This is a genomic window from Streptomyces sp. NPDC026301 (assembly GCF_055567935.1).
The window spans coordinates 55,244-75,395 of sequence record NZ_JBVHPN010000009.1 but is presented as its reverse complement, the minus strand read 5'-3'; the positions used below and the strand labels follow the sequence as shown (position 1 = coordinate 75,395).

General features: G+C 73.6%; 21 protein-coding genes. 7 read left to right on the top strand and 14 right to left on the bottom strand.

Going from position 1 to position 20,152, the window contains the following annotated elements:
• Positions 1-50 precede the first annotated feature (50 nt).
• The 4 genes from ACZ4MH_RS17480 to sigE all read right to left on the bottom strand — a co-directional run bounded on the left by ACZ4MH_RS17480 (position 51) and on the right by sigE (position 4,570).
• Entirely contained in the window at positions 51-512 is a 462-nt protein-coding gene (locus tag ACZ4MH_RS17480) for a sec-independent translocase (RefSeq protein WP_351599936.1), read from the bottom strand.
• A gap of 214 nt (positions 513-726) precedes the next feature.
• On the bottom strand, positions 727-2,499 hold the full coding sequence (locus ACZ4MH_RS17475) for a S1C family serine protease (protein WP_467754551.1): 1,773 nt from the start codon (positions 2,497-2,499) through the stop codon (positions 727-729).
• Positions 2,500-2,669: 170 nt separating this feature from the next.
• Entirely contained in the window at positions 2,670-3,794 is a 1,125-nt protein-coding gene (locus ACZ4MH_RS17470; protein WP_467754550.1) for an anti-sigma factor family protein, read from the bottom strand.
• Positions 3,791-4,570 carry an RNA polymerase sigma factor SigE gene (gene sigE, locus ACZ4MH_RS17465; protein WP_351599407.1) on the bottom strand — a complete coding sequence of 260 codons (780 nt, stop codon included), beginning with the start codon at positions 4,568-4,570 and terminating at the stop codon, positions 3,791-3,793. Before sigE ends, ACZ4MH_RS17470 begins: the two co-directional genes overlap by 4 nt.
• A 153-nt stretch (positions 4,571-4,723) precedes the next feature.
• Here sigE and ACZ4MH_RS17460 point away from each other — a divergent pair, with 153 nt between their 5' ends.
• Positions 4,724-5,407, top strand: a complete 684-nt coding sequence (locus ACZ4MH_RS17460; protein WP_351599406.1) for an O-methyltransferase — start codon at positions 4,724-4,726, stop codon at positions 5,405-5,407.
• Positions 5,408-5,637: 230 nt separating this feature from the next.
• Here ACZ4MH_RS17460 and ACZ4MH_RS17455 read toward each other — a convergent pair whose 3' ends face one another.
• On the bottom strand, positions 5,638-5,805 hold the full coding sequence (locus ACZ4MH_RS17455; RefSeq protein WP_107054016.1) for a DUF3117 domain-containing protein: 168 nt from the start codon (positions 5,803-5,805) through the stop codon (positions 5,638-5,640).
• Positions 5,806-6,133: 328 nt separating this feature from the next.
• Between ACZ4MH_RS17455 and chcB the strand changes: the two genes are divergently transcribed.
• Positions 6,134-6,934, top strand: a complete 801-nt coding sequence (gene chcB, locus ACZ4MH_RS17450; protein ID WP_351599405.1) for a 2-cyclohexenylcarbonyl CoA isomerase — start codon at positions 6,134-6,136, stop codon at positions 6,932-6,934.
• Between the two features lie 73 nt (positions 6,935-7,007).
• Here the strand turns inward: chcB and ACZ4MH_RS17445 are convergent, their stop codons facing one another.
• On the bottom strand, positions 7,008-7,619 hold the full coding sequence (locus ACZ4MH_RS17445) for a DNA-3-methyladenine glycosylase I (protein ID WP_351599404.1): 612 nt from the start codon (positions 7,617-7,619) through the stop codon (positions 7,008-7,010).
• Positions 7,616-8,041, bottom strand: a complete 426-nt coding sequence (locus ACZ4MH_RS17440; protein ID WP_351599403.1) for a DivIVA domain-containing protein — start codon at positions 8,039-8,041, stop codon at positions 7,616-7,618. The genes ACZ4MH_RS17445 and ACZ4MH_RS17440 overlap by 4 nt, the downstream gene beginning before the upstream one ends.
• 93 nt (positions 8,042-8,134) lie before the next feature.
• Between ACZ4MH_RS17440 and folP the strand changes: the two genes are divergently transcribed.
• Positions 8,135-8,995: a dihydropteroate synthase gene (gene folP, locus ACZ4MH_RS17435; RefSeq protein ID WP_351599402.1), complete on the top strand. Its 861-nt coding sequence runs from the start codon at positions 8,135-8,137 to the stop codon at positions 8,993-8,995.
• 62 nt (positions 8,996-9,057) lie between these two features.
• On the opposite strand, the gene ACZ4MH_RS17430 is transcribed toward folP, so the two are convergent.
• Together ACZ4MH_RS17430 and dapE are read right to left on the bottom strand one after the other, a co-directional pair.
• Complete coding sequence (locus ACZ4MH_RS17430; protein WP_351599401.1) at positions 9,058-9,837, bottom strand: LOG family protein; 780 nt, start codon at positions 9,835-9,837, stop codon at positions 9,058-9,060.
• A gap of 207 nt (positions 9,838-10,044) precedes the next feature.
• Positions 10,045-11,136 (bottom strand): succinyl-diaminopimelate desuccinylase, encoded by a 1,092-nt coding sequence (gene dapE, locus ACZ4MH_RS17425; RefSeq protein ID WP_351599400.1) that lies wholly within the window; start codon positions 11,134-11,136, stop codon positions 10,045-10,047.
• 103 nt (positions 11,137-11,239) lie between these two features.
• On the opposite strand from dapE, the gene ACZ4MH_RS17420 reads away from it, so the two are divergent.
• Entirely contained in the window at positions 11,240-12,160 is a 921-nt protein-coding gene (locus ACZ4MH_RS17420; RefSeq protein ID WP_351599399.1) for a VldE C-terminal domain-containing protein, read from the top strand.
• A 323-nt stretch (positions 12,161-12,483) separates the two neighbouring features.
• Entirely contained in the window at positions 12,484-12,999 is a 516-nt protein-coding gene (locus ACZ4MH_RS17415) for an ATP-binding protein (RefSeq protein ID WP_351599398.1), read from the top strand.
• 74 nt (positions 13,000-13,073) lie between these two features.
• Here ACZ4MH_RS17415 and dapC read toward each other — a convergent pair whose 3' ends face one another.
• Together dapC and fdxA are read right to left on the bottom strand one after the other, a co-directional pair.
• Positions 13,074-14,171, bottom strand: a complete 1,098-nt coding sequence (gene dapC, locus ACZ4MH_RS17410; protein ID WP_351599397.1) for a succinyldiaminopimelate transaminase — start codon at positions 14,169-14,171, stop codon at positions 13,074-13,076.
• 91 nt (positions 14,172-14,262) lie between these two features.
• Positions 14,263-14,583 (bottom strand): ferredoxin, encoded by a 321-nt coding sequence (gene fdxA, locus ACZ4MH_RS17405; RefSeq protein WP_030264070.1) that lies wholly within the window; start codon positions 14,581-14,583, stop codon positions 14,263-14,265.
• A 141-nt stretch (positions 14,584-14,724) separates the two neighbouring features.
• On the opposite strand from fdxA, the gene ACZ4MH_RS17400 reads away from it, so the two are divergent.
• Both ACZ4MH_RS17400 and ACZ4MH_RS17395 read left to right on the top strand, forming a co-directional pair.
• Positions 14,725-15,732, top strand: a complete 1,008-nt coding sequence (locus tag ACZ4MH_RS17400) for a GNAT family N-acetyltransferase (protein ID WP_351599396.1) — start codon at positions 14,725-14,727, stop codon at positions 15,730-15,732.
• A gap of 17 nt (positions 15,733-15,749) precedes the next feature.
• Complete coding sequence (locus ACZ4MH_RS17395) at positions 15,750-16,604, top strand: transglutaminase-like and tetratricopeptide repeat-containing protein (RefSeq protein WP_351599395.1); 855 nt, start codon at positions 15,750-15,752, stop codon at positions 16,602-16,604.
• A 123-nt stretch (positions 16,605-16,727) separates the two neighbouring features.
• Here ACZ4MH_RS17395 and ACZ4MH_RS17390 read toward each other — a convergent pair whose 3' ends face one another.
• From ACZ4MH_RS17390 to ACZ4MH_RS17380, 3 genes are all read right to left on the bottom strand, one after another.
• Positions 16,728-17,942, bottom strand: a complete 1,215-nt coding sequence (locus tag ACZ4MH_RS17390; RefSeq protein ID WP_351599394.1) for a PP2C family protein-serine/threonine phosphatase — start codon at positions 17,940-17,942, stop codon at positions 16,728-16,730.
• A gap of 76 nt (positions 17,943-18,018) precedes the next feature.
• A complete protein-coding gene (locus tag ACZ4MH_RS17385) occupies positions 18,019-18,624 on the bottom strand; it encodes a response regulator transcription factor (protein ID WP_351599393.1) in 606 nt (201 codons plus the stop codon).
• 180 nt (positions 18,625-18,804) lie between these two features.
• The gene (locus ACZ4MH_RS17380; protein ID WP_351599392.1) at positions 18,805-20,058 is read right to left on the bottom strand and encodes a sensor histidine kinase; all 1,254 of its coding nucleotides are present in this window, start codon (positions 20,056-20,058) and stop codon (positions 18,805-18,807) included.
• Between the last annotated feature and the right edge of the window lie 94 nt (positions 20,059-20,152).

Below are 20,152 nucleotides of genomic sequence, written 5' to 3'. Positions count from 1 at the left end.
ACACGGGGAGCATAGCCATACGCGTCAACACAGCCGGACATACGGACGTATCAGGTGGCGTCGGCGTCGAAAGGCGGACGGTCCTCCGCGGCGGGGGCCTCGCGCTTGGTCAACCGGTCGGACGTGCCGCTCGCGGCGTCCGGGGACTCCTTGGTGAGGCTGTGCCGGACGCCACCGCCGCCGTCGCCGTTGCCCCGGACGGCCTCCGTGACCTCGGCCATCTCCTGCTTCACGTCGAAGCCGTTGCGGATCTCCTGGAGGCCGTACTCGTCCTTCTCCAGGACGTGCTTGCGTACGAAGTTCTTCGGGTTCAGGTCCTCGAACTCGAAGTCCTTGAACTCGGGGCCCAGCTCCGAGCGGATGTCTTCCTTGGCGCTGTCGGAGAACTGCCGCACCTTGCGGATGAATCCCGTCACGTCCTGGATCACCTTCGGCAGCTTGTCCGGGCCGAAGATCAGTACCGCGAGGATCACGAGCGCGACCAGCTCGAGGGGTCCTATGTCGAAGAACACCTGGCAGCTCCTTGATCCGTCCGCGGCCCATCCTGCGGCCTACCGGCCAGGCCGACTATCACGGTACCTGGCCCCGGCCGTCCAACGGGAGTCACCCGCCCCAACACCGTGCAAACGATCGAGGCATCCGGGGGTGCCGGCGGTTCCGGTCGCCGGCGGTCAGGTATCGGCCAGGGTTCATCCAGAGGCCGGTCAGGGACCATCCAGGTACCGGTCAGCTCTGGTCGGTGGACGAGCCGAGGGTGATCTCGACCGTGCGCGGGCTGCCGTCCCGCTCGACTCTCAGCTTCAGCCGGTCCCCGGGGCGGTGGCTGCGGATCTTGATGATCAGCTCCTCACCGCTGTGCACGGGACCGCCGTCCACCTCCGTGATCAGGTCGCCCGCCTTGATGCCGGCCCGCGCGCCGGGCCCGCCGGGCGTGACCGCCGCGCCGCCGCCCCGGCTCTTGGCGCTGACCCGGGCGCCGTCCCCCGAGTACCCCATGTCCAGCGTCACGCCGATCACCGGATGCGTCGCCCGGCCGGTGTTGATCAGCTCTTCGGCGACGCGTTTGCCCTGGTTGATCGGTATCGCGAAGCCCAGCCCTATGCTGCCGCCCTGCTCGCCGCCGAGGCTGTCGCCGCTGCCGGCCGCGCGGATGGCGCTGTTGATGCCGATCACGTGCGCCCGGCCGTCGACGAGCGGCCCGCCGGAGTTCCCCGGGTTGATCGGCGCGTCGGTCTGCAGCGCGTCGACGTAGCTGACGTCGCTGCCGTCGCCGCTCTCGCCGCCCGCGGTGATGGGGCGCTGCTTGGCGCTGATGATGCCGGCGGTGACGGTGTTGGCGAGGTCGAAGGGCGCGCCGATCGCCACGACGGGGTCGCCGACGCGTACGTCGTCGGAGTCGCCGAGGGTGAGCGGCTTGAGGTCGCCGACGCCGTCGACCTTGACGACGGCGAGGTCGTAGCCGCTGTCCCGGCCCACGACGCGGCCGGTGGCGGTGGAGCCACCGCTGAACGTGACGGAGATCTCGCCGTCCGCGCCGCCGGCCTCGACGACGTGGTTGTTCGTCAGGAGATGGCCGCGGCGGTCCAGTACGAAGCCGGTGCCGGTGCCTTCCTCGCCGCCGCCGCGCACGTGCAGCGTGACGACGCCGGGCAGCGCGGCACGCGCGATGCCCGCCACGCTGTCCGGGGCGCGGCCGGACTGCTCCCCGGAGACCTGCGGCAGCCGGACGTCGCCGACGCCGCCGTCGCGCTCCATGTACGCGCCGACGCCGCCGCCCACGCCGCCCGCCACCAACGCGAGCGCGACGGCGCCCACGACGATCCGCCCGCGCCCGCGCCTGCGGCCCTCCGGCACCGGCGCGTCCGCGGCGGGCGGCACCGCCCAGGGGTCGTACCGCTCCCACGGGCCGCCCGATCCGGGGTGGGGGTGGGGGTGGTCCTGGTGCGGAGGCAGGGGCGCCGCGGCCGGTACGGGGGCCGTGGGGACGGCAGGGGCGGACGCCTGCGGGGTCGTGGGGGCGGGCGCCTGGGGGTACGGCTGCGGGCCGGCCGGTGCCGGTGCGGGCGCGGCCGGTGGGGGCGGGAGCGGGGTCGGGACGGTGACGCCCCGGGGCGGCGTCGGTACCGGACGCTGCACGGGCGGCGCCGGGGCCCACGGGCCGGGACCGCCGTACGGAGGCGTGCCGTACGGGTCCTCGGGATGCAGCGGCCGCGCGGGGTCGCGCGGGGGCTCGGCGTCGTCCGCGGGCGCGGCCGAGCGCGGCTGCGGCTGCGGCTGCGGCTGCGGCTGCGGCTGCGGCTGCGGCTGCGGCTGCGGCTGCGGCTGCGGCTGCGGCTGCGGCTGCGGCTGCGGCATGATCGTTTCGTCCGGCGTTTCCGAAGGTGCCGGCCCGGGTGCCGCGCCGGGCGCCGGAGACGGCCGCGGCGCTTCGGCCCGGCGGCCGGTGGTCGCGTCGGAACGGTCCTCGTGGTGGGGCCCGGAGGCCGTGCCCTCGTTCATGTTCTCCCCACAGTTCGCCCGCGTGCGGAGCCGCGCGCCCCCCTGGGCGTGCTGATGGCGCGATACGCGGCCCTGCCGCGATTCAACCAGGTTCGCGGCGGGCGCGCGCAGGGCCCGGTGGCTGTCGGGCCCTGGTGACGGCGGAGGCCGGCGCGCGGCCTGACGCTATGTCAGGGAGCTGCCGAGGCGCTCCGGGTCAGCAGCGGCCGCTTCGGCTCCAGCGGAGGCAGCGGCGCCGCCGGATACGGCGTGCCCGTCGAGGCCGGGGAGGCGAGCGCCGAGGGCAGCGGGCCGCGCCCGGACGGGCCCGCCGAGCCGTCCGTACCGCCGCCGGCTCCGGTCCCCGCGCCGGGGAGCCCGTGCGAGGCACCCGCCGACGTCCCCGCAACGGCGCCCGTGCCTCCGTCCGTGCCGAGCCCGGAGACCGCCGCACCGGACCCGGAAGGACCGGACGAGCCGGGGGCTATCAGGGGGCTCAGGCGCGCGCTGCCGTCGCCGGCCAAGGGGGAACCGTAGGTGACCGGGAGGGAGGCCGCCGCGGGATAGAACTCCGCCGACGCCGCGGCCGGCGTGGACCGGCCCTGCAAGGCGCCGAGCAGCGCGTCCCGGTCCCGGGACCCACGCCCCGCACCCGGCCGCTCACGCCCCACGGCGCTGCTCGCTTCCGCCGCCGGCGAGGCCGTCAGCGGGCTGTTCGCGCCCCCGCCGCGCCCCGCGGCCGTGTCGACCGCCGCCTCCAGCGGCAGCGCGCCGCTGAGCGCGAAGGCCGCCAGGGAGACCGCGCCCGCCGCGGCGAATGCGAACCGCCGCCGGGGCGAGCCCGCGCCGGGGGCCGCACCGGCACCCGCGCCCGGCCGCGCGCCGGCCCGCCCGTGCACCGGGAAGCCGCGCTCCGCCCGCTGCGGGAGCATCCCCGGAACCGCGTGCGCGCCCGAGGGCGCGTACGCGAAGGACATGCCGCCGCGGCCGAAGCCGCCGCCGTCCAGTCCGCCCCGGCCGAACGCACCGCGCCCGAGGCCGCCCTCACCGAGCCGGCCGGCGGGCGCGCCGGGATCACCCCCGGGCAGCCCCTGGAGCCGGGCCAGCAGCCCTTCGGAGGGCCCCGGCGGAGCCATTCCGGCGAAGACGTTCTTCAGCTCCCGCTGGGCGTCCGCCTCGGCCTTGCACTTCCCGCACGTGGCGAGGTGCGCGAGCACCCGCTCACGCTGATCGTGCCCCAACTCCCCGTCGACCAGAGCCGCGAGGCGGTCGCCGAGATGCTGCTCAGCGGGGGACTGACCGCCGCTACCGCTCACGCGATTCCGACCTCCCCTGTCGTCAGGGGCGCGAACGCGCGCTGCCGCTGCTCGCGCTCCCGCTCCTCGGCGCGCGCCGCCGGGGAGCGGTGCTTGAGCGCCTTGCGCAGGTGGGAGCGGCCGCGGTGGATACGGCTGCGGACCGTGCCGAGCTTCACGCCGAGGGTCGCGGCGATCTCCTCGTACGACAGGCCCTCGATGTCGCACAGGACGACGGCGGCGCGGAACTCGGGCGCGAGGGTGTCCAGCGCCTGCTGCACGTCGGCGTCGAAGTGGGTGTCGTTGAAGTGCTGCTGCGGCGACGGCTCGCGGCTGGGCAGCCGCTCGGCGGCGTCGTCGCCCAGCGCGTCGAAGCGGATCCGCTGCCGGCGGCGGACCATGTCCAGGAAGAGATTGGTCGTGATGCGGTGCAGCCAGCCCTCGAACGTCCCGGGGGTGTACGTCGAGAGCGAACGGAAGACGCGGACGAAGACCTCCTGGGTGAGGTCCTCGGCATCGTGCTGGTTTCCCGTCAGGCGGTAGGCGAGGCGGTACACACGAGCACTGTGGGTGCTGACGATCTCCTCCCAACTGGGCGGAGTCCACGCCTGCGATTCCGCATCGGCGGCGAAGGTCGCGGTGGGTGCGGAGTCGTTCGCGCGGGCACGGTCAGCATTGTTGGTCACGGATTTCGGCTCGCCGGCGGACCTACGAAAGCGCAGAAGCGTTCTTCGGTCACCCGCCGCAGCCGCACCTCCCCTGGTGGCTCTGGTGGTGTCCAGTAGAGCCCCTACCATATCCACCTCACCCGTTAGCTCCGGATAAGCAGTTTTGACCTGCATTTGGTCCGGCTTGCGGTTCTCTTCCGTCTTCACCTGCGCATCCCCCCTGTTCCCCTTCAACGCCCGGTCCCATCTGCGGGTTCCCGCACTCAGCGGATACAGTCACGGTTGCGTCAACTACGGGGACAGGAGAGGGCCATTACCGGCAACCGGCAGACGAGCTTGGCATTCGCCGAGGCATACGGCGCCGGGACCATCGACGACACGGCCGACGCCGCCCTGCACTGGTCCCGCGACCGGGCCCGGGAAGCCGGCATCCGCACGGTCTCGACCGGCACCGGATCGGCCCTCAGCCTGCTCGCCGCGACCGCGGACGCCAAGGCCGTCGCGGAGATCGGCACCGGCACCGGCGTCTCCGGCATCTACCTCCTGCACGGCATGCGCGCCGACGGCGTGCTGACCACCGTCGACCTGGAACCGGAGCGGCAGCAGTTCGCCCGGCAGGCGTTCCGCGCCGCCGGCTTCGCCGGCAACCGCGCCCGCTTCATCCCCGGCGGCGCCCTGGAGGTCCTGCCGCGGCTCGCCGACGGCGGCTATGACCTGGTCTTCTGCGACGGCGACCGCATGGAGTACGCCGAGTACCTCGCTGAATCGTTGCGCCTGCTGCGCCCCGGCGGGGTGGTCTGCTTCGAGGGCATCTTCGCCGATGGCCGGACCGTCGACTCCGGCGTGCAGCCTGCGGAAATACAGCGGCTGCGGGAGCTCCTGCGGTCCATTCGCGAGAGCGTGCACCTGGTGCCGTCGCTGCTGCCGGTGGGCGACGGCCTGCTGTGCGCGGTCAAGCGCACCTGAGGGGACGCCGCCGAGGGCCCCTGCACCGCCGCCGAGCAAGGGTGCGTAGGGTGCGAGCGGGCGAGAGCGCGTACGCCAGGGCTGAGAATCGATACGTCAACGCGCGTACACACGGACGCGTATTTCTCCGTCCGCCGCTGCACCCGGGGTACGACACGGCCCCGGGGCCGGGCGCGTATCGCATACGCACCGTCCACCGGGGCCGGACATTCAGTGAGGCTCCGCCCGCGTCAGACGCAGACCTTGTCGAGGGCCTCGCCGAGAGCCTTGGCTTCGTCCGGAGTCAGCTCGACGACGAGCCGACCGCCGCCTTCGAGCGGAACGCGCATGACGATGCCCCGCCCCTCCTTGGTCACCTCGAGCGGGCCGTCGCCCGTCCGCGGCTTCATGGCCGCCATGCTCGTTCCCCTTCCTGAAACCAGCTCATCGTCAGCCGACGGCCCTCTGGAGAGGGGCACGCGTCACCGGCATCGAACACATTGCTTCCATGTCATTATCCCGCATCGCAGGACCCGATGACCAACATCAGCGGGCATCCCTTCGGCAACGTACATTCGCAAAACCACCCAATTCGGGGAGTCACCTGCGATACTGCGCCACCTGCCACTACGCGGTGGACTGTCTTTCTTTGATGTACGTCACACCACAGCGCCGATGATCTCCGGCATCCTGATCGCCGGCTGCACTTGTTTCCGCAGTCCGAGCCGCGACGGAGGGGATCCCACCATGGCCGATACCGTGCTCTACGACGTCACCGACGGCGTTGCCACGCTCACGCTCAACCGACCCGACGCGATGAACGCGCTCGACACCGAGACCAAGATCGCCCTCCGTGACGCCGTGCGCGAGGCCGCGGCCGACCCCGCCGTCCGCGCCGTCCTGCTGACCGCGACGGGCCGCGCCTTCTGCGTCGGGCAGGACCTCAAGGAGCACATCGGCTCACTGGAGAAGGACCGCGCGAGCGGCGAGGGCTCCACGATGAGCACCGTGCGCGAGCACTACAACCCCATCGTCGAGGCGCTCACCGGCATGGCGAAGCCGGTGGTGGCGGCGGTGAACGGGGTCGCGGCCGGGGCCGGCGCGGGCTTCGCGATGGCGGCGGACTACCGCCTCGTCGCCGACTCCGCCTCCTTCAACACCTCCTTCGCGGGCGTCGCGCTGACCGCCGACTCCGGCATGTCCTGGACGCTGCCGCGGCTGATCGGCCACGGCCGCGCCGCCGATCTGCTGCTCTTCCCGCGCAGCATCAGCGCCCAGGAGGCGTACGAGCTGGGCATCGCGAACAAGGTCGTACCGGCGGCGGAGCTGGCCTCGGAGGCCCGCGCGCTCGCGCTGCGGCTGGCGCAGGGGCCGACCGCCGCATACGCCGCGATCAAGGAGTCGCTGGCGTACGGCACCGACCACTCGCTGACCGAGACCCTCGCCAAGGAGGACGAGCTGCAGACGCGGGCCGGCGCCTCGGAGGACCACGTGATCGCGGTGGAGGCGTTCGTGAAGAAGGAGAAGCCGAAGTTCGTCGGGCGGTGACGCCCGTACGGGGCCTGTCCGGGCCCGCCCGGCCCGGGCCCCGCACCGGGCCTGTCCGGCCCCGCGCGGGGGCCTACGCCGCCGTCTGCGCCGCCTCCGTCTCCGCGCGTACGTGGCAGTCGGCCAGGTGGTCGTTGACCAGCCCGCACGCCTGCATCATCGCGTACGCCGTCGTCGGGCCGACGAAGCGGAAGCCGCGCTTCTTGAGGTCCTTGGCGAGCGCGGTCGACTCGGGGGTGACCGGCGGGACGTCCGCGGCGCTGCGGGGCGCCGCGCGGGCCGCGCGGTCCGGGGCGTACGACCAGATCAGGGCGTCCAGCTCGCCGGGCGCCAGCTGCGCGGCGAGCCGGGCGTTGGCGAGCGTCGCGGAGATCTTGAGGCGGTTGCGGATGATGCCCGGGTCGGCGAGCAGTCGCTGCGCGTCCTCCTCCGTGAACCGCGCAACCTCGGCGATCCGGAAGCCCGCGAAGGCCGCGCGGAAGCCCTCCCGGCGGCGCAGGATCGTGATCCAGGACAGGCCCGACTGGAACGCCTCCAGGGACATCCGCTCGAAGAGCGCGTCGTCCCCGTGGACCGGGCGGCCCCACTCGGTGTCGTGATACGTGCGGTAGTCCGCCATCGATTCGGCCGCCATGCCCCAGGGGCAGCGCGGCACGCCGTCCGGCTCGGTCAGGACGCCGCTCATGCGGTCGCACCGCCCTCGGGGGTCTCGCGCGGGTCGGCGGACCGTATCCCGTCAGGCAGGTCGGCGCCCTCCCCCGGCGTCGCCGGGCCCGCGTCCGCCACCGGGCCCCGGTCGCCCATCGCCGCCGCGTGCGCCCCCGCGAGGGCCGCCTCCAGCTCGGCGATCCGGGCGTCCCGCTCGGCCAGCTCGGCGCCGAGGCGGTCCAGTACGTCGTCCACGTCCGTCATGCGGTACCCGCGCAGCGCGGGCGGCAGCCGGACCTCCTCCACGTCGGCCCGGGTGCAGGGGCGGTCGGCGGGCAGCGGATCGTGCAGCCGCTCGGGCTCGGCCTCCCGCAGCGCGCCGCCGTCACCGCCACCGATCACGGCGAGCGTGACCACGGCGACCACCGCGACCAACGCGATGAGCAAGAACCAGAACACGACCATCTCCCCACGCTGTCCGTCGTCCATTGATCGTGCCATGTGCCTCTGACAGTTAAGGTCACTGGCGGACGACCATGAGGGAGTAGGGAAATGCTGCGGCTGGGGAATCGCGAGTTCGGCGTGCACGAGCCGGTGATCATGGCGATCGTGAACCGTACGCCGGACTCCTTCTACGACCGGGGCGCCACGTTCCGGGACGAGCCCGCGCTCGCCCGCGTGGAGCAGGCGGTCGCGGAGGGCGCGGCGATCATCGACATCGGCGGGGTCAAGGCCGGGCCCGGCGAGGAGGTCACCGCCGAGGAGGAGGCGCGGCGCACGGTCGGCTTCGTGGCCGAGGTCCGCAGGCGCCACCCGGACGTGGTGATCAGCGTCGACACCTGGCGGCACGAGGTCGGCGAGGCGGTCTGCGAGGCCGGTGCCGACCTGCTCAACGACGCGTGGGGCGGCGTGGACCCGAAGCTCGCCGAGGTCGCGGCCCGGTACGGCGCGGGCCTGGTGTGCACGCACGCGGGCGGCGTGGAGCCGCGCACCCGGCCGCACCGGACCACGTACGAGGACGTGATGGCCGACATCCTGGACGTCACCGTCGGGCTCGCGGAGCGCGCCGTGGAGCTGGGCGTACGGCGCGACGGGATCATGATCGACCCGGGGCACGACTTCGGGAAGAACACCCGGCACAGCCTGGAGGCCACGCGCCGGCTCGGCGAGATGACGGACACCGGATGGCCGGTGCTGGTGTCGCTGTCCAACAAGGACTTCGTCGGCGAGACGCTGGACAAGCCGGTCAAGGAGCGGGTGCTGGGCACCCTCGCCACGACCGCGGTCTCGGCGTGGCTCGGCGCCCGGGTCTACCGCGTCCACGAGGTCGCCGAGACCCGGCAGGTGCTGGACATGGTGGCCTCCATCGCCGGGCACCGTCCCCCGGCGGCGACCCGCCGCGGACTGGCCTGAGACGGGCCGCGGCCCCGGAGGACCCGGGGGCCGCGCGCCGCCTCACCGGGGCCGCGCCGTCCTCACCGGGAGGGCCCGGGTCCCACTTCCTTCGTGACCAGCGCGACCGCCTCGTCCACGTCGTCGCTGAGGTGGAAGAGGTCCAGGTCGCGCAGGGACGCCTTGCCCTGGTCGATGAGGGTGCCGCGCAGCCAGTCCACCAGGCCGCCCCAGTACTCCGTACCGAAGAGCACGATGGGGAAGCGCGTGACCTTACGGGTCTGCACGAGGGTGAGCGCTTCGAAGAGCTCGTCCAGCGTGCCGAGGCCGCCGGGCAGCACGACGAAGCCGCGCGCGTACTTCACGAAGCAGGTCTTGCGCACGAAGAAGTACCGGAAGTCCACGCCGAGGTTGACGTACTCGTTCATGCCCTGTTCGAAGGGCAGCTCGATGCCCAGCCCGACGGACGTGCCGCCCGCCTCGCTCGCGCCCCTGTTGGCGGCCTCCATGGCGCCGGGGCCGCCCCCGGTGATCACCGAGAAGCCGGCCTCGACCAGCGCCCGGCCCAGGCCGACGCCCGTCTCGTACTCGGGCGAGTCACGGGGCGTGCGGGCCGAGCCGAAGACGCTGATCGCCGGGCCCAGTTCGGCGAGCGCCCCGAAGCCCTCGACGAACTCCGACTGGATGCGCATCACGCGCCAGGGGTCGGTGTGCACCCACTCGGAGGGGCCTTCGGAGTCCAGCAGCCGCTGATCGGTGGTGCCTGCTCGCACCTGGTCGCGGCGGCGCAGTACCGGGCCGAGTCGCTGCTGATCGCGCTCGGCTGCCAGGGTTTCGCGCTCGGCTGCCTCAGGATCGGCCATGGTGTGCTCCCTCCGCAGGGTCTCCCGCCTGGGCGGAAGACAGATCGTTGCCGGTAAAGCGTATGTGCACAAAGGTGACGAGCGGCGGAATTCGGTCTGACGGTGGCCCCGGCCGCCGCGCAGCGCTCCGGTGAACCCTTACCCGCGCAGGCCACTGCAGGTCACCGGAACCCCGGTCACCACATTTCCGGACCCGTGGGACGCGGCTCAGCCGGCCAGCCAGGCCCGCAGCCGCTCCTCGCACTGGATCACGTGCGCGGCGACGACGTGCTCGTCGCGCTTGTGGGCCAGCAGGGCGTCCCCGGGGCCGTAGTTGACCGCCGGAACGCCGAGCGCGGAGAAGCGGGAGACGTCCGTCCAGCCGAACTTGGGCATCGGGGTACCGCCGACCGCCTCGATGAACGCCTTGGCGGCGGGGTGCGAGAGGCCGGGCAGCGCGGCGGTGGAGTGGTCGTCGACCGTCCACTCGACGATGTCGCAGTCCGCGAAGACCTCGCGCACGTGGGCGAGCGCCTCCTCGCCGCTGCGGTCGGGCGCGTAACGGAAGTTGACCGTGACCGTGCACTCGTCCGGGATGACGTTGCCCGCGACGCCGCCCTCGATGCGGACGGCGTTCAGGCCCTCGCGGTACTCCAGGCCGTCGATGACGGCCCGGCGCGGCTCGTACGAGGCCAGCCGCTCCAGGATCGGGGCCGCGGCGTGGATGGCGTTGGACCCCATCCAGCTGCGCGCGGAGTGGGCCCGCTCGCCCGCGGTGCGCAGCAGGACCCGCAGGGTGCCCTGGCAGCCGCCCTCGACCTGATTGCCGGACGGCTCCAGGAGGACGGCGAAGTCGCCCGCCAGCCAGTCCGGGTGCTCTTCGGCGATCCGCTTCAGGCCGTTGTGCTCGGCGGCGATCTCCTCGGCCTCGTAGAACACGAAGGTCAGGTCGCGGTTGGGCTCGGGCACCGTGGCGGCGACGCGCAGCTGGACGGCGACGCCGGACTTCATGTCGGAGGTGCCGCAGCCCCACAGGACGCCGTTCTCGTCCAGCCGGGAGGGGACGTTGTCCGCGATCGGCACGGTGTCGAGGTGGCCGGCGAGCACGACCCGCTCGGCGCGGCCGAGGTTCGTACGGGCCACGATGGTGTCGCCGTCGCGGTCCACGGTCAGGTGCGGGAGCGCGCGCAGAGCGGTCTCGACGGCGTCCGCGAGGGCTTTCTCGTCCCGGCTGACGGACGGGACGTCCACCAGCGCGGCGGTCAGCTGCGCGGCGTCGAGCGACAGGTCGAGTACGGGGGTCTGCGCGGGGCGTTCCATGGTCCCGACCCTACCCGTCGCCGGTTGCGCCCCTGTTGCGCGCGGCGGTGCGCACCCGGAGGTCCGCAGGGGGCCGCCCGTGCGCTCCAGTACCGTATTGCGCGTGCTTCGCCGTCCCCAGCGTGCCCCCGTCCGCCGCAAGCGCCTCATACGCCTGTTCGCGGCTTTTGCCGTGCTGCTCGGGCTCGCGGGGTACCTCGTCGTGCAGTACGTGACCGGCGGCCCCGGTGCGCCGCGCTGCACGGTGCAGCCGGAGGGCGGCGGCGATCCGTACGAGCTCTCACCGGAGCAGGCGGCGAACGCCGCGACGATCTCCGCCGTGGGCGCCTCACGCGGGCTGCCGGAGCGCGCGGTGACGATCGCGCTCGCGACGGCCATGCAGGAGTCGGGGCTGCGCAACATCGAGTACGGGGACCGCGACTCCGTCGGCCTCTTCCAGCAGCGGCCCTCCCAGGACTGGGGCACGGCCGAGCAGATCATGGACCCGGTCTACGCCTCCGGTGAGTTCTACAAGCACCTGGTGCAGGTCCCCGGGTACTCCCGGCTGCCGCTGACCGTCGCGGCCCAGAAGGTGCAGCGCAGCGGGTATCCGCAGGCGTACGCCAAGCACGAGGCGAACGCATCGCTGCTGACCGGCGCGCTGACCGGGCGCGCGCCCGCGGCGCTGAGCTGTGCGGAGAGCCGGCCGGCCGAGGACGCGCCGGGCGGCACGGCGCAGGTGCGCGAGAAGCTGGTGCGGGAGTTCGGGCCCGAGGTGCTGCCGCGGGCCGTCACGGCCGACCGGGCGGCGGCCGGCCGGACGCTCGTGGTGCCGGTGACGGCCGGCGCGGACACGGCGGCGCGGCAGCGCGGCTGGCAGCTGGCGGCCTGGGCGGTGGCGCACGCGTCGGAGTTGCGCATCGAACGCATCTCTTACGGTGATCGCCGGTGGACCGCGGCGGATTCCGGGAAGGGCTGGCAGAAGGTGTCCGGCGATTCCGGCGGCACTTCGCCGACGGATGTTCGGATCACCACCGCGCAGTAGTCCGGGTATTCCCTCGACAGTGGGAATGGCGTCAATCCAGGTCGACAATTCCCGGCATTTTCCTCACCCCTGCCGCTGACCCGTAACTTCCTTGGGGCAGAAGAGGTGTGACGTTCTTTCACCTCCTCCGGACGTACGAATTTCGCCCACTTTCATCCGAAGCAGATAATGCGATGCGTTACCAATTCTTTACCGGGGCGCACCGCAACCTTCGGGGCTCTGGCGCGGTATTCACTGCGTCCGCCCGGCAGTCGACTGCCGCCGCCCGGCGGGCACCGCACGTCTGTACAGAAGAACAAGTCCCTCTCCGTCAAAGGAGCACCATGTCCCTCCCCCTTACGCGTCGGATCGCCCGGGCCGCGCTGCTGGTCGCAGCGGGCGCAGCTCCCGTGGTCGGCGCCGCCGGCTCCGCGAGCGCCGTGGACCTGCCCAAGGCCGCCGACCTGGGTGGACTGACCAAGGTGGACCCGTCGAGCGTCACCGAAACCGCCGGCAACGCCCTGGAGAACACCAGCGCCGTCGCCGGCCCGGTCGCCGGTGAGGCCGTGAAGGAGGCCGTCCCGGAGGCCGGCCGGACCGGCAACGAGACGCTGCGCAAGCTCACCCCCACCGCCAAGAAGACCACCGGTCACGTCACGGGCGACACCAAGGACGCCGTCGGCGAGACCACCCGGTCGCTGCCCACCGAGGGACTCACCAAGGACCTGCCGCTCGCGGAGCAGCTGCCCGCCGGCGAGCTGCTCGGGCAGCTGCCGGTGACCAAGGGCCTGCCGACCGACAGCCTGGGCGGCCTGCCGGTCACGAGCCTGCTCGGCGGCCTGGGCGGCCTGGGCGGCTGAGTCCCCCGCCGAACGCGCGAAGGGGCCTCGGGAGCAGTCGCTCCCGAGGCCCCTTCGCGTGCGATGCCGATGCGCTACTCGGCGAGCCGGCGGACCGCCGCGTCCACCCGCTCATCGGTGGCCGTGAACGCGATCCGCACGAACCGCTCCCCCGCCGGGCCGTAGAAGTCGCCCGGCGCCACGAGGATGCCGCGCTTGGAGAGGTCGCCGACGGTGTCCCAGCAGGGCTCGTCGCGGGTCGCCCACAGGTACAGCGACGCCTCGCTGTGCTCGATGCGGAAGCCCGCGGCCTCGAAGGCGGCGCGCAGCGCGGTACGGCGGCGGGCGTAGCGCTCGCGCTGCTCGGCGACGTGCTCGGTGTCGCCCAGCGCCGCGATCGTGGCGGCCTGCACGGGCGCCGCGACCATCATGCCGCCGTGCTTGCGGATCTGCAGCAGCTCGCCGAGGACCGCCGCGTCACCGACGAGGAAGGCCGCGCGGTAGCCCGCCAGGTTGGAGCGCTTGGAGAGCGAGTGCACGGCGACGATGCCGTCGTACGAACCGCCGTTGACCTCCGGGTGCAGCACGGAGACCGGGTCGGCCTCCCAGCCCAGCTCCAGGTAGCACTCGTCGCTGAAGATCAGTACGCCGTGCTCGCGGGCCCAGGCGACCGTGCGGCGCAGCTCGTCGGCGCTCAGCACCCGCCCGGTGGGGTTGGACGGGGAGTTGAGCCACAGCAGCTTCAGGCCGGTGGGGTCCAGCTCCGTGGGGTCGTCGTAGACGACCGGCTCGGCGCCCGCCAGCCGCGCGCCGACCTCGTACGTCGGGTACGCCAGGCGCGGGTAGCCGACCTTGTCGCCGGCGCCCAGGCCGAGCTGGGTGGGCAGCCAGGCCACCAGCTCCTTGGAGCCGACGACGGGCAGGACGTTGGTGTGCTCCAGGCCGGGCGCGCCGAGCCGGCGGCCGGCCCAGCCGGTGAGCGCGTCGCGCAGCGCCGGCGTGCCCCACACGGTCGGATAGCCCGGGCTGTCCGACGCGTCGGCGAGCGCCTTCTGGATCAGCGGCGGCACCGGGTCGACCGGGGTCCCCACGGACAGGTCCACGATGCCGTCGGCATGCGCGGCGGCCGTCGCCTTGTAGGGCTCCAGCCGGTCCCAGGGAAAGACAGGGAGGCGTGCGGATACTGCGCCCACGTTGCTCTTCTTTCGTACGTGTCGGGGAACGGCTCGGTCCCGTACGGCGGTGCAGGCCGTACGGGACCGGAGCGACGCTGTGGCCCGCCGCTTACTGGTTCTGCGGCGGCAGGGCGGCGATGAAGGGGTGGTCCTTTTCGATCAGGCCCAGCTTCGACGCACCACCGGGCGAGCCCAGCTCGTCGAAGAACTCGACGTTCGCCTTGTAGTAGTCCTTCCACTCCTCCGGGGTGTCATCCTCGTAGAAGATGGCCTCGACCGGACATACCGGCTCACAGGCGCCACAGTCGACGCATTCGTCCGGGTGGATGTACAAGGACCGGGAGCCCTCGTAGATGCAGTCGACCGGGCACTCCTCGATGCACGCCTTGTCCTTGACGTCGACACAAGGCTGCGCGATGACGTAGGTCACGCTGTCGTTCCTCCTCGTTAGGGCCGGCGGACCGTCTTTGGGGCGGCCGCCTCAGGGCGCGCGGGAGCGCGGCGTCGTCGATGCCCGCACCTAGTATCTCCGGTCCCGGGCACGAGACGAACAAGAGGGGCGGGCACAGCTGTGGAATTCACCACGGGCGGACGACTGGAGGTCGCCATCACCCCTGCTGACGTGGGGAAAAGGGTATCGGTACGCAGGCTGGCCGAGCCCGGCACGTCCACGGAGCGATTCACCGACACGGTCGGCGTTCTCACATCGTGGGACGATGGTGTGCTGAGCATCACACGACGGACCGGTGAGGAGGTGCGGATCATGGAGAGCACGCTGGTCGCGGGCAAGGTCGTGCCCGCCGCGCCCGCCCGCCGGAGAGGCCCCGCGACGAGCGCGCGGGAGCTCACGGAGGTGGCCGCGCGCGGCTGGCCGGCTGTCGAGACGGAACGGCTCGGGGAGTGGACTCTCCGAGCCGCCGCCGGGTTCACGCGGCGGGCCAATTCGGTACTTCCCCTCGGCGACCCCGGGATCCCGCTGGACGCCGCGCTGGACCGCGTCCGCGCCTGGTACGCAGCCCGCGGCCTCCCCCCGTACGTCGTCGTGACCACCGGCGCGGCCGGCAGTGACGAGCTGCTCGCCGCGGAGCTGGAGCAGCGTGGCTGGGCGGCCGAACGGCACACGGTCGTACGCGTCGGGGCCCTGGCCCCGCTCGCCGACACCGAAGCGGACACCGGCCGGGTGCGGCTGTCCCGGGAGCCGGACGCCGGCTGGACGGCGGTGTACAACCGGAGCGCCGACGCGCCGCCCGAGGCGGCGAAGGTGCTGACCGGTGGGCCGTCGGTGTGGTTCGCGACAGTGCCCGGCGAGGACGGGCCCGCCGCCATCGGGCGGGTGGTGGTCGACGGCCGCTGGGCGGGCTTCGCGGCCCTGGAGGTCGCCCCGGACCACCGCCGGCAGGGCCTGGCCACGCTGGTGATGGCCGCGCTCGCCGAGCGGGCGCTTCAGGAGGGCGCCTCGGCGGCATACCTCCAGGTCGAGGCGGACAACGACGGGGCCCGGGCGCTGTACGACGGCCTCGGCTTCACCGACCATCACCACTACCACTACCGGCGCGCCCCGCAGGACGGCCCCCGCTGAACGGGTACGGACCTGACATGCACCCCGACCCCGAACCCGGCCGCGACGCCGCCGCACGGCGGGAACGGTTCGCCGCGGCCGCGCGCGAGAAGCGCCCCGACCTGTCACTGCTGTGCCTGCTGCTGGCCGCGGAGGCCGATCCGGGGCTGGACGAGCACGCCCTGGACGCCACGCAGATCGAGCTGGACCGGCTGGCAGGGCTGCTGCCGTACCAGCCGGCCGGTGGGCCACGCGCCTGGGCCCGTAACGTCGCCGAGCTGCTCGGCCACCGCTGCGGCTTCCACGGCCTGCCCGCCGACTACCAGCGGCTGGAGTCCTCGCTGCTCCACGAGGTACTGCGGCGCCGCCGCGGGCTGCCGATCCTGCTGTCCGTGGTGTGGACGGAGGTCGCGCGGCGGGCCGGGGCACCGGTGTACGGCGTGGCGCTGCCCGGGCACTACGTCGTCGGGTTCGGCGACCCGTACGGCGCACACGTGCTGGTGGACCCGTTCGACGGCGGGCGCGTCCTGACCGACGAGGACGCCGGGCTGCTGGTGGCGGGCGCGACCGGCGAGCCGCTGACGCCGCAGATGCTGGCGCCCGCCGACCCCCTGGAGACCGTGCTGCGCATCCTGAACAACATCAGGGCCTGGGCGGCGGCCCGCCCCGAGCGCAGCGACGTACGGCTGTGGGCGATCGAGCTGTCGCTGCTGCTGCCGAGCCATCCGGCGCGGCTGCGGCACGAGCACGCCAAGGTGCTGGTGGAACGGGGCGACTTCCTGCGCGGCGCGGCGGAGCTGGAGGAGTACGCGACGGTGGTGGAGACGGTGGACCCGACGGCCGCCGAAACGGTCCGCCGACAGGCGGCGGCGGCCCGGGCGATGCTGAACTGAGGGCGGCACGGGGAGATCGGCGCGAGGAGGTCGGTGCGGGGCGACGCGGTGAGAGTGATACGGGCGATCGGCGCGGGGAGAGCGGCGCGGGCCGGGCGCGGGGCTGCGCCCGGTGCGGGTGCGTCAGCCGACCGTACGGGTGCGTCGGCCGACCGTACGGGTGCGTCGGCCGACCGTACGGGCCGGGGCCGCCGGGGTGTCCGTCCGGGCATGTGCGCGGCCGGCCTCCGGGGCGCCCGCCGCCGGCCGCAGCGGGGCGCTGTCCGGGCTGCGCCGGACGACCAGTACCGTCGCGTCGTCCCTCAGCACCCCGCCCGTGAAGTCCTCCAGGTCGGCGCGGAGGGCCGTCGCCAGCTCGGCCGGGCCGAGCCCGGTCCAGCCGGCCAGCCGCTCGCTCAGCGGGTAGAACGTGCCGTCCCGGCCGCGTGCCTCGGTCACGCCGTCGGTGCACAGCACGGCCCAGTCCTCGTCCAGCGGCCACGTGCCGTAGGCCCGGCGCCGTTCGCCGGTCAGGTCGCCCAGGCCGAGCGGCAGCCAGTGGCCCTCGTCGCGCTCGGTGAGAGAGTCGCCGCGGACGACGTAGTACGGGATGTGGCCGCAGGACAGCGAGCGGCCGCGTCCCTCGGGGCTGACCTCCATGAGCAGCGCCGTCACGAAGCGCTCCTTGCCGCCCTGCGCGACCGCACGGGCGTTGTGGCGCTTCAGGGACGCCTCCATGCGTTCGGCGACCCCCTCCAGCGTCTCTTCGTAGTGCGCGGCCTCGCGGAAGGACGCCAGCGCTTCGTGGCCGGCGCCGATCGCGGGCATGCCCTTGCCCTGCACGTCACCGATGACCAGGCGGGTGCCGTACGGCGTCTCGACCGCCTCGTAGATGTCGCCGCCGACCCGGGCGCCCTCCAGGGCGGAGACGTAGAAGCCCGCGACGCCGTACGGACCGGCGCGCAGCGGCAGTTCGTGCAGCATGGCCCGCTGCACCTCGTCGGCGACCAGCCGGGTACGGGAGTACACCTCGTCGCGCCGCCGCCGGTTGTGGCACAGCCCCAGGGCGAACGCGGCGACCACGAGAGTGCCGACGATCCCCACGAGGGAGCCGGACACGGTCCAGTCGACGAAGTTGAGCGAGTAGATCCAGGCGCTCGCGGCGACGAACGTGACCGTCACCGCGGCGGTCCAGCGGGCGGAGCAGCGCAGCGCGGCGAACATGGGCACGACACCGGCGAAGGAGATGATGCGCACCTGCGGGCCCGTGGCCCAGTCCGCCAGCGCGAGCAGGACCACCACGGCGATCAGGAGCAGTGCTCTCCGGCGGCCGGAGTGCTTCAGACGCGTGAAAGGCATAGCACTGTCCAGCATGCGCCCGCCGACCGCCGCCCTACAGGGGCGAAGGTCCCGTCTACGGGCGCGGTGCGGCGCGCTAGAGCCAGCCCTTGTCGCGGGCCGTGCGGGCGGCCTCGGCGCGGTTGCGGGCGCCGGTCTTCTGGATGGCGGTGGAGAGGTAGTTGCGGACGGTGCCCTGGGAGAGGTGCAGCGCCTGCGCGATCTCGGCGTTCGTGGTGCCGCCGGCCGCGGCACGCAGCACGTCGCTCTCCCGGTCGGTGAGCGGGCTCGCGCCGTCGGCGAGGGCGGCTGCGGCCAGCGCCGGGTCGATGATCCGCTCGCCGCGCAGCACGCCGCGCACCGCGTCCGCGAGCCGGGCCGCGGGGGCGTCCTTGACCAGGAAGGCGTCCGCGCCGGACTCCATCGCGCGGCGCAGGTACCCGGGCCTGCCGAAGGTGGTCAGGATGACGATCCTGACGTCGGGGAGCGCGGCGCGCAGCTCCGCCGCGGCGTCCAGGCCGGTCATGCCGGGCATCTCGATGTCCAGCAGCGCCACGTCCACGGCGTGCTCCCTGGCCGCACCGACGACCTCGTCCCCGCGCGCGGCCTGCGCGACCACCTCCAGGTCCGGCTCCAGCCCCAGCAGCGCGGCCAGCGCTTCCCGGACCATCGACTGGTCCTCGGCGAGCAGCACTCTGATCATGCCTGCACCATATCGGCGCTTTCGAGGCCGGGCGCCCGCCTCGGCCCTTCTCTCCCCCCGCCCCCGCCCCTCCCCCTCCCCTCACCCCCTCCAACGGGCCGTACCGCCCCACCGGCCGTACCCGTCCCACCGGCCGTGCCCGTCCCACCGGCCGTACCCGTCCCACCGGCTGGGCATGGCCTACCGGCTGGGCTCCTGCCCGCTCTCGTGCGGCGCCTTGGCCGGCTGTGGCCCCAGTGGTACGTACGCCCGGAGGGCGAAGCCGTTGCCGTGGGGGGACGGGCCCGTTTCCAGTCGGCCGTCGGCCGGGGCGAGGCGCTCGTGGAGGCCGCGCAGGCCGTTCCCGTGGGCGAGGGCGCGCGGCGGGCCGACGCCGTCGTCCAGCACGGTCAGGCACAGCAGACGCCGCTCGTCCGCCTCCCACTCCTCGCTCAGCAGCAGCTCGCACCGGCCCGCGCCGCTGTGCCGTACGACGTTGGTGACCGCCTCGCGCAGCGCCCAGGCGAGCGCGCCCTCCGCGTCCGGGCTCGGGGACGGCCCGTCGGCCCGGCCCCGGGCCCGGTCGCGGAACTCCTCCAGGGCCGGGTCGACCTCCGCGGTGATCCCGGCCGTACGGAGCGCGGCGCGGGCCCCGGCCAGTTCGACGGCGAGCCGGGGGCGGCGGAAGCCGGTGACCGCCTCGCGGACGTCCACCAGCGCCTGCCGGCCGACCTGCTCGATGTCGGCGACCTGGCGGGCCGCGTCGTCGGGCCGGTCCGGCAGCATCCGGCCCGCCAGCTCGCTCTTGAGCGTGATCAGGGAGAGCGAGTGCCCGAGGAGGTCGTGCAGATCGCGGGCGAGCCGCAGCCGCTCCTCCTCGGCGGCGAGCCGGGCCACCTCCTCCCGCGCCTCCCGCAGCTCGTTCGTCGTACGGATCAGCTGCTGGATGCCGACCATCGCGAACCCGCCGAGCAGCGCCGGAAGGGCGTAACCGGCCAGGTAGACGCGGATGTTCCCCCAGCGCCAGCCGATCAGCACGATCACGGCGGTGACCGCGGGGACGGCCCAGCGGGACCACTTCCACGGCAGCACCGCGGCGCAGGCCATCCCGACGTACGCGAAGAGCACCAGCCAGTTCGGGCCGAGCCAGAGCGCCAGCGGCACGGCGAGCGCCGCGAGCACCGCCAGCGCCGCGTACTGCAGGCGCGGCGGCAGCTCGTCGTGGACCGGCCCGCCGCGGGTGAGCCTGCCGTGCATGAGCTTGCGGAAGAGCAGGAAGCAGTAGACGCCGCAGAAGGCGAGCAGTCCGAGGATGCCGAAGGTCCGCTGGGGAACGGTCATCCGGCCGCCGGCCAGCTGGCCCACCGGGCCGCCCAGGTAGGCCAGCCAGACCAGCACCCACACGGCCTTCGCGAGTGCCTCGCGGCGGGTGACCGGGGCCTGGCCGATGGTCACGGAGAAACGGGGCGCCTGCCCCGCTGCCCCGGGCCGCCCGCCGGCCCGCGTCATCCCGTCCGCTTCCACGCCCTCATGCCTTCTCTCTCCTCAC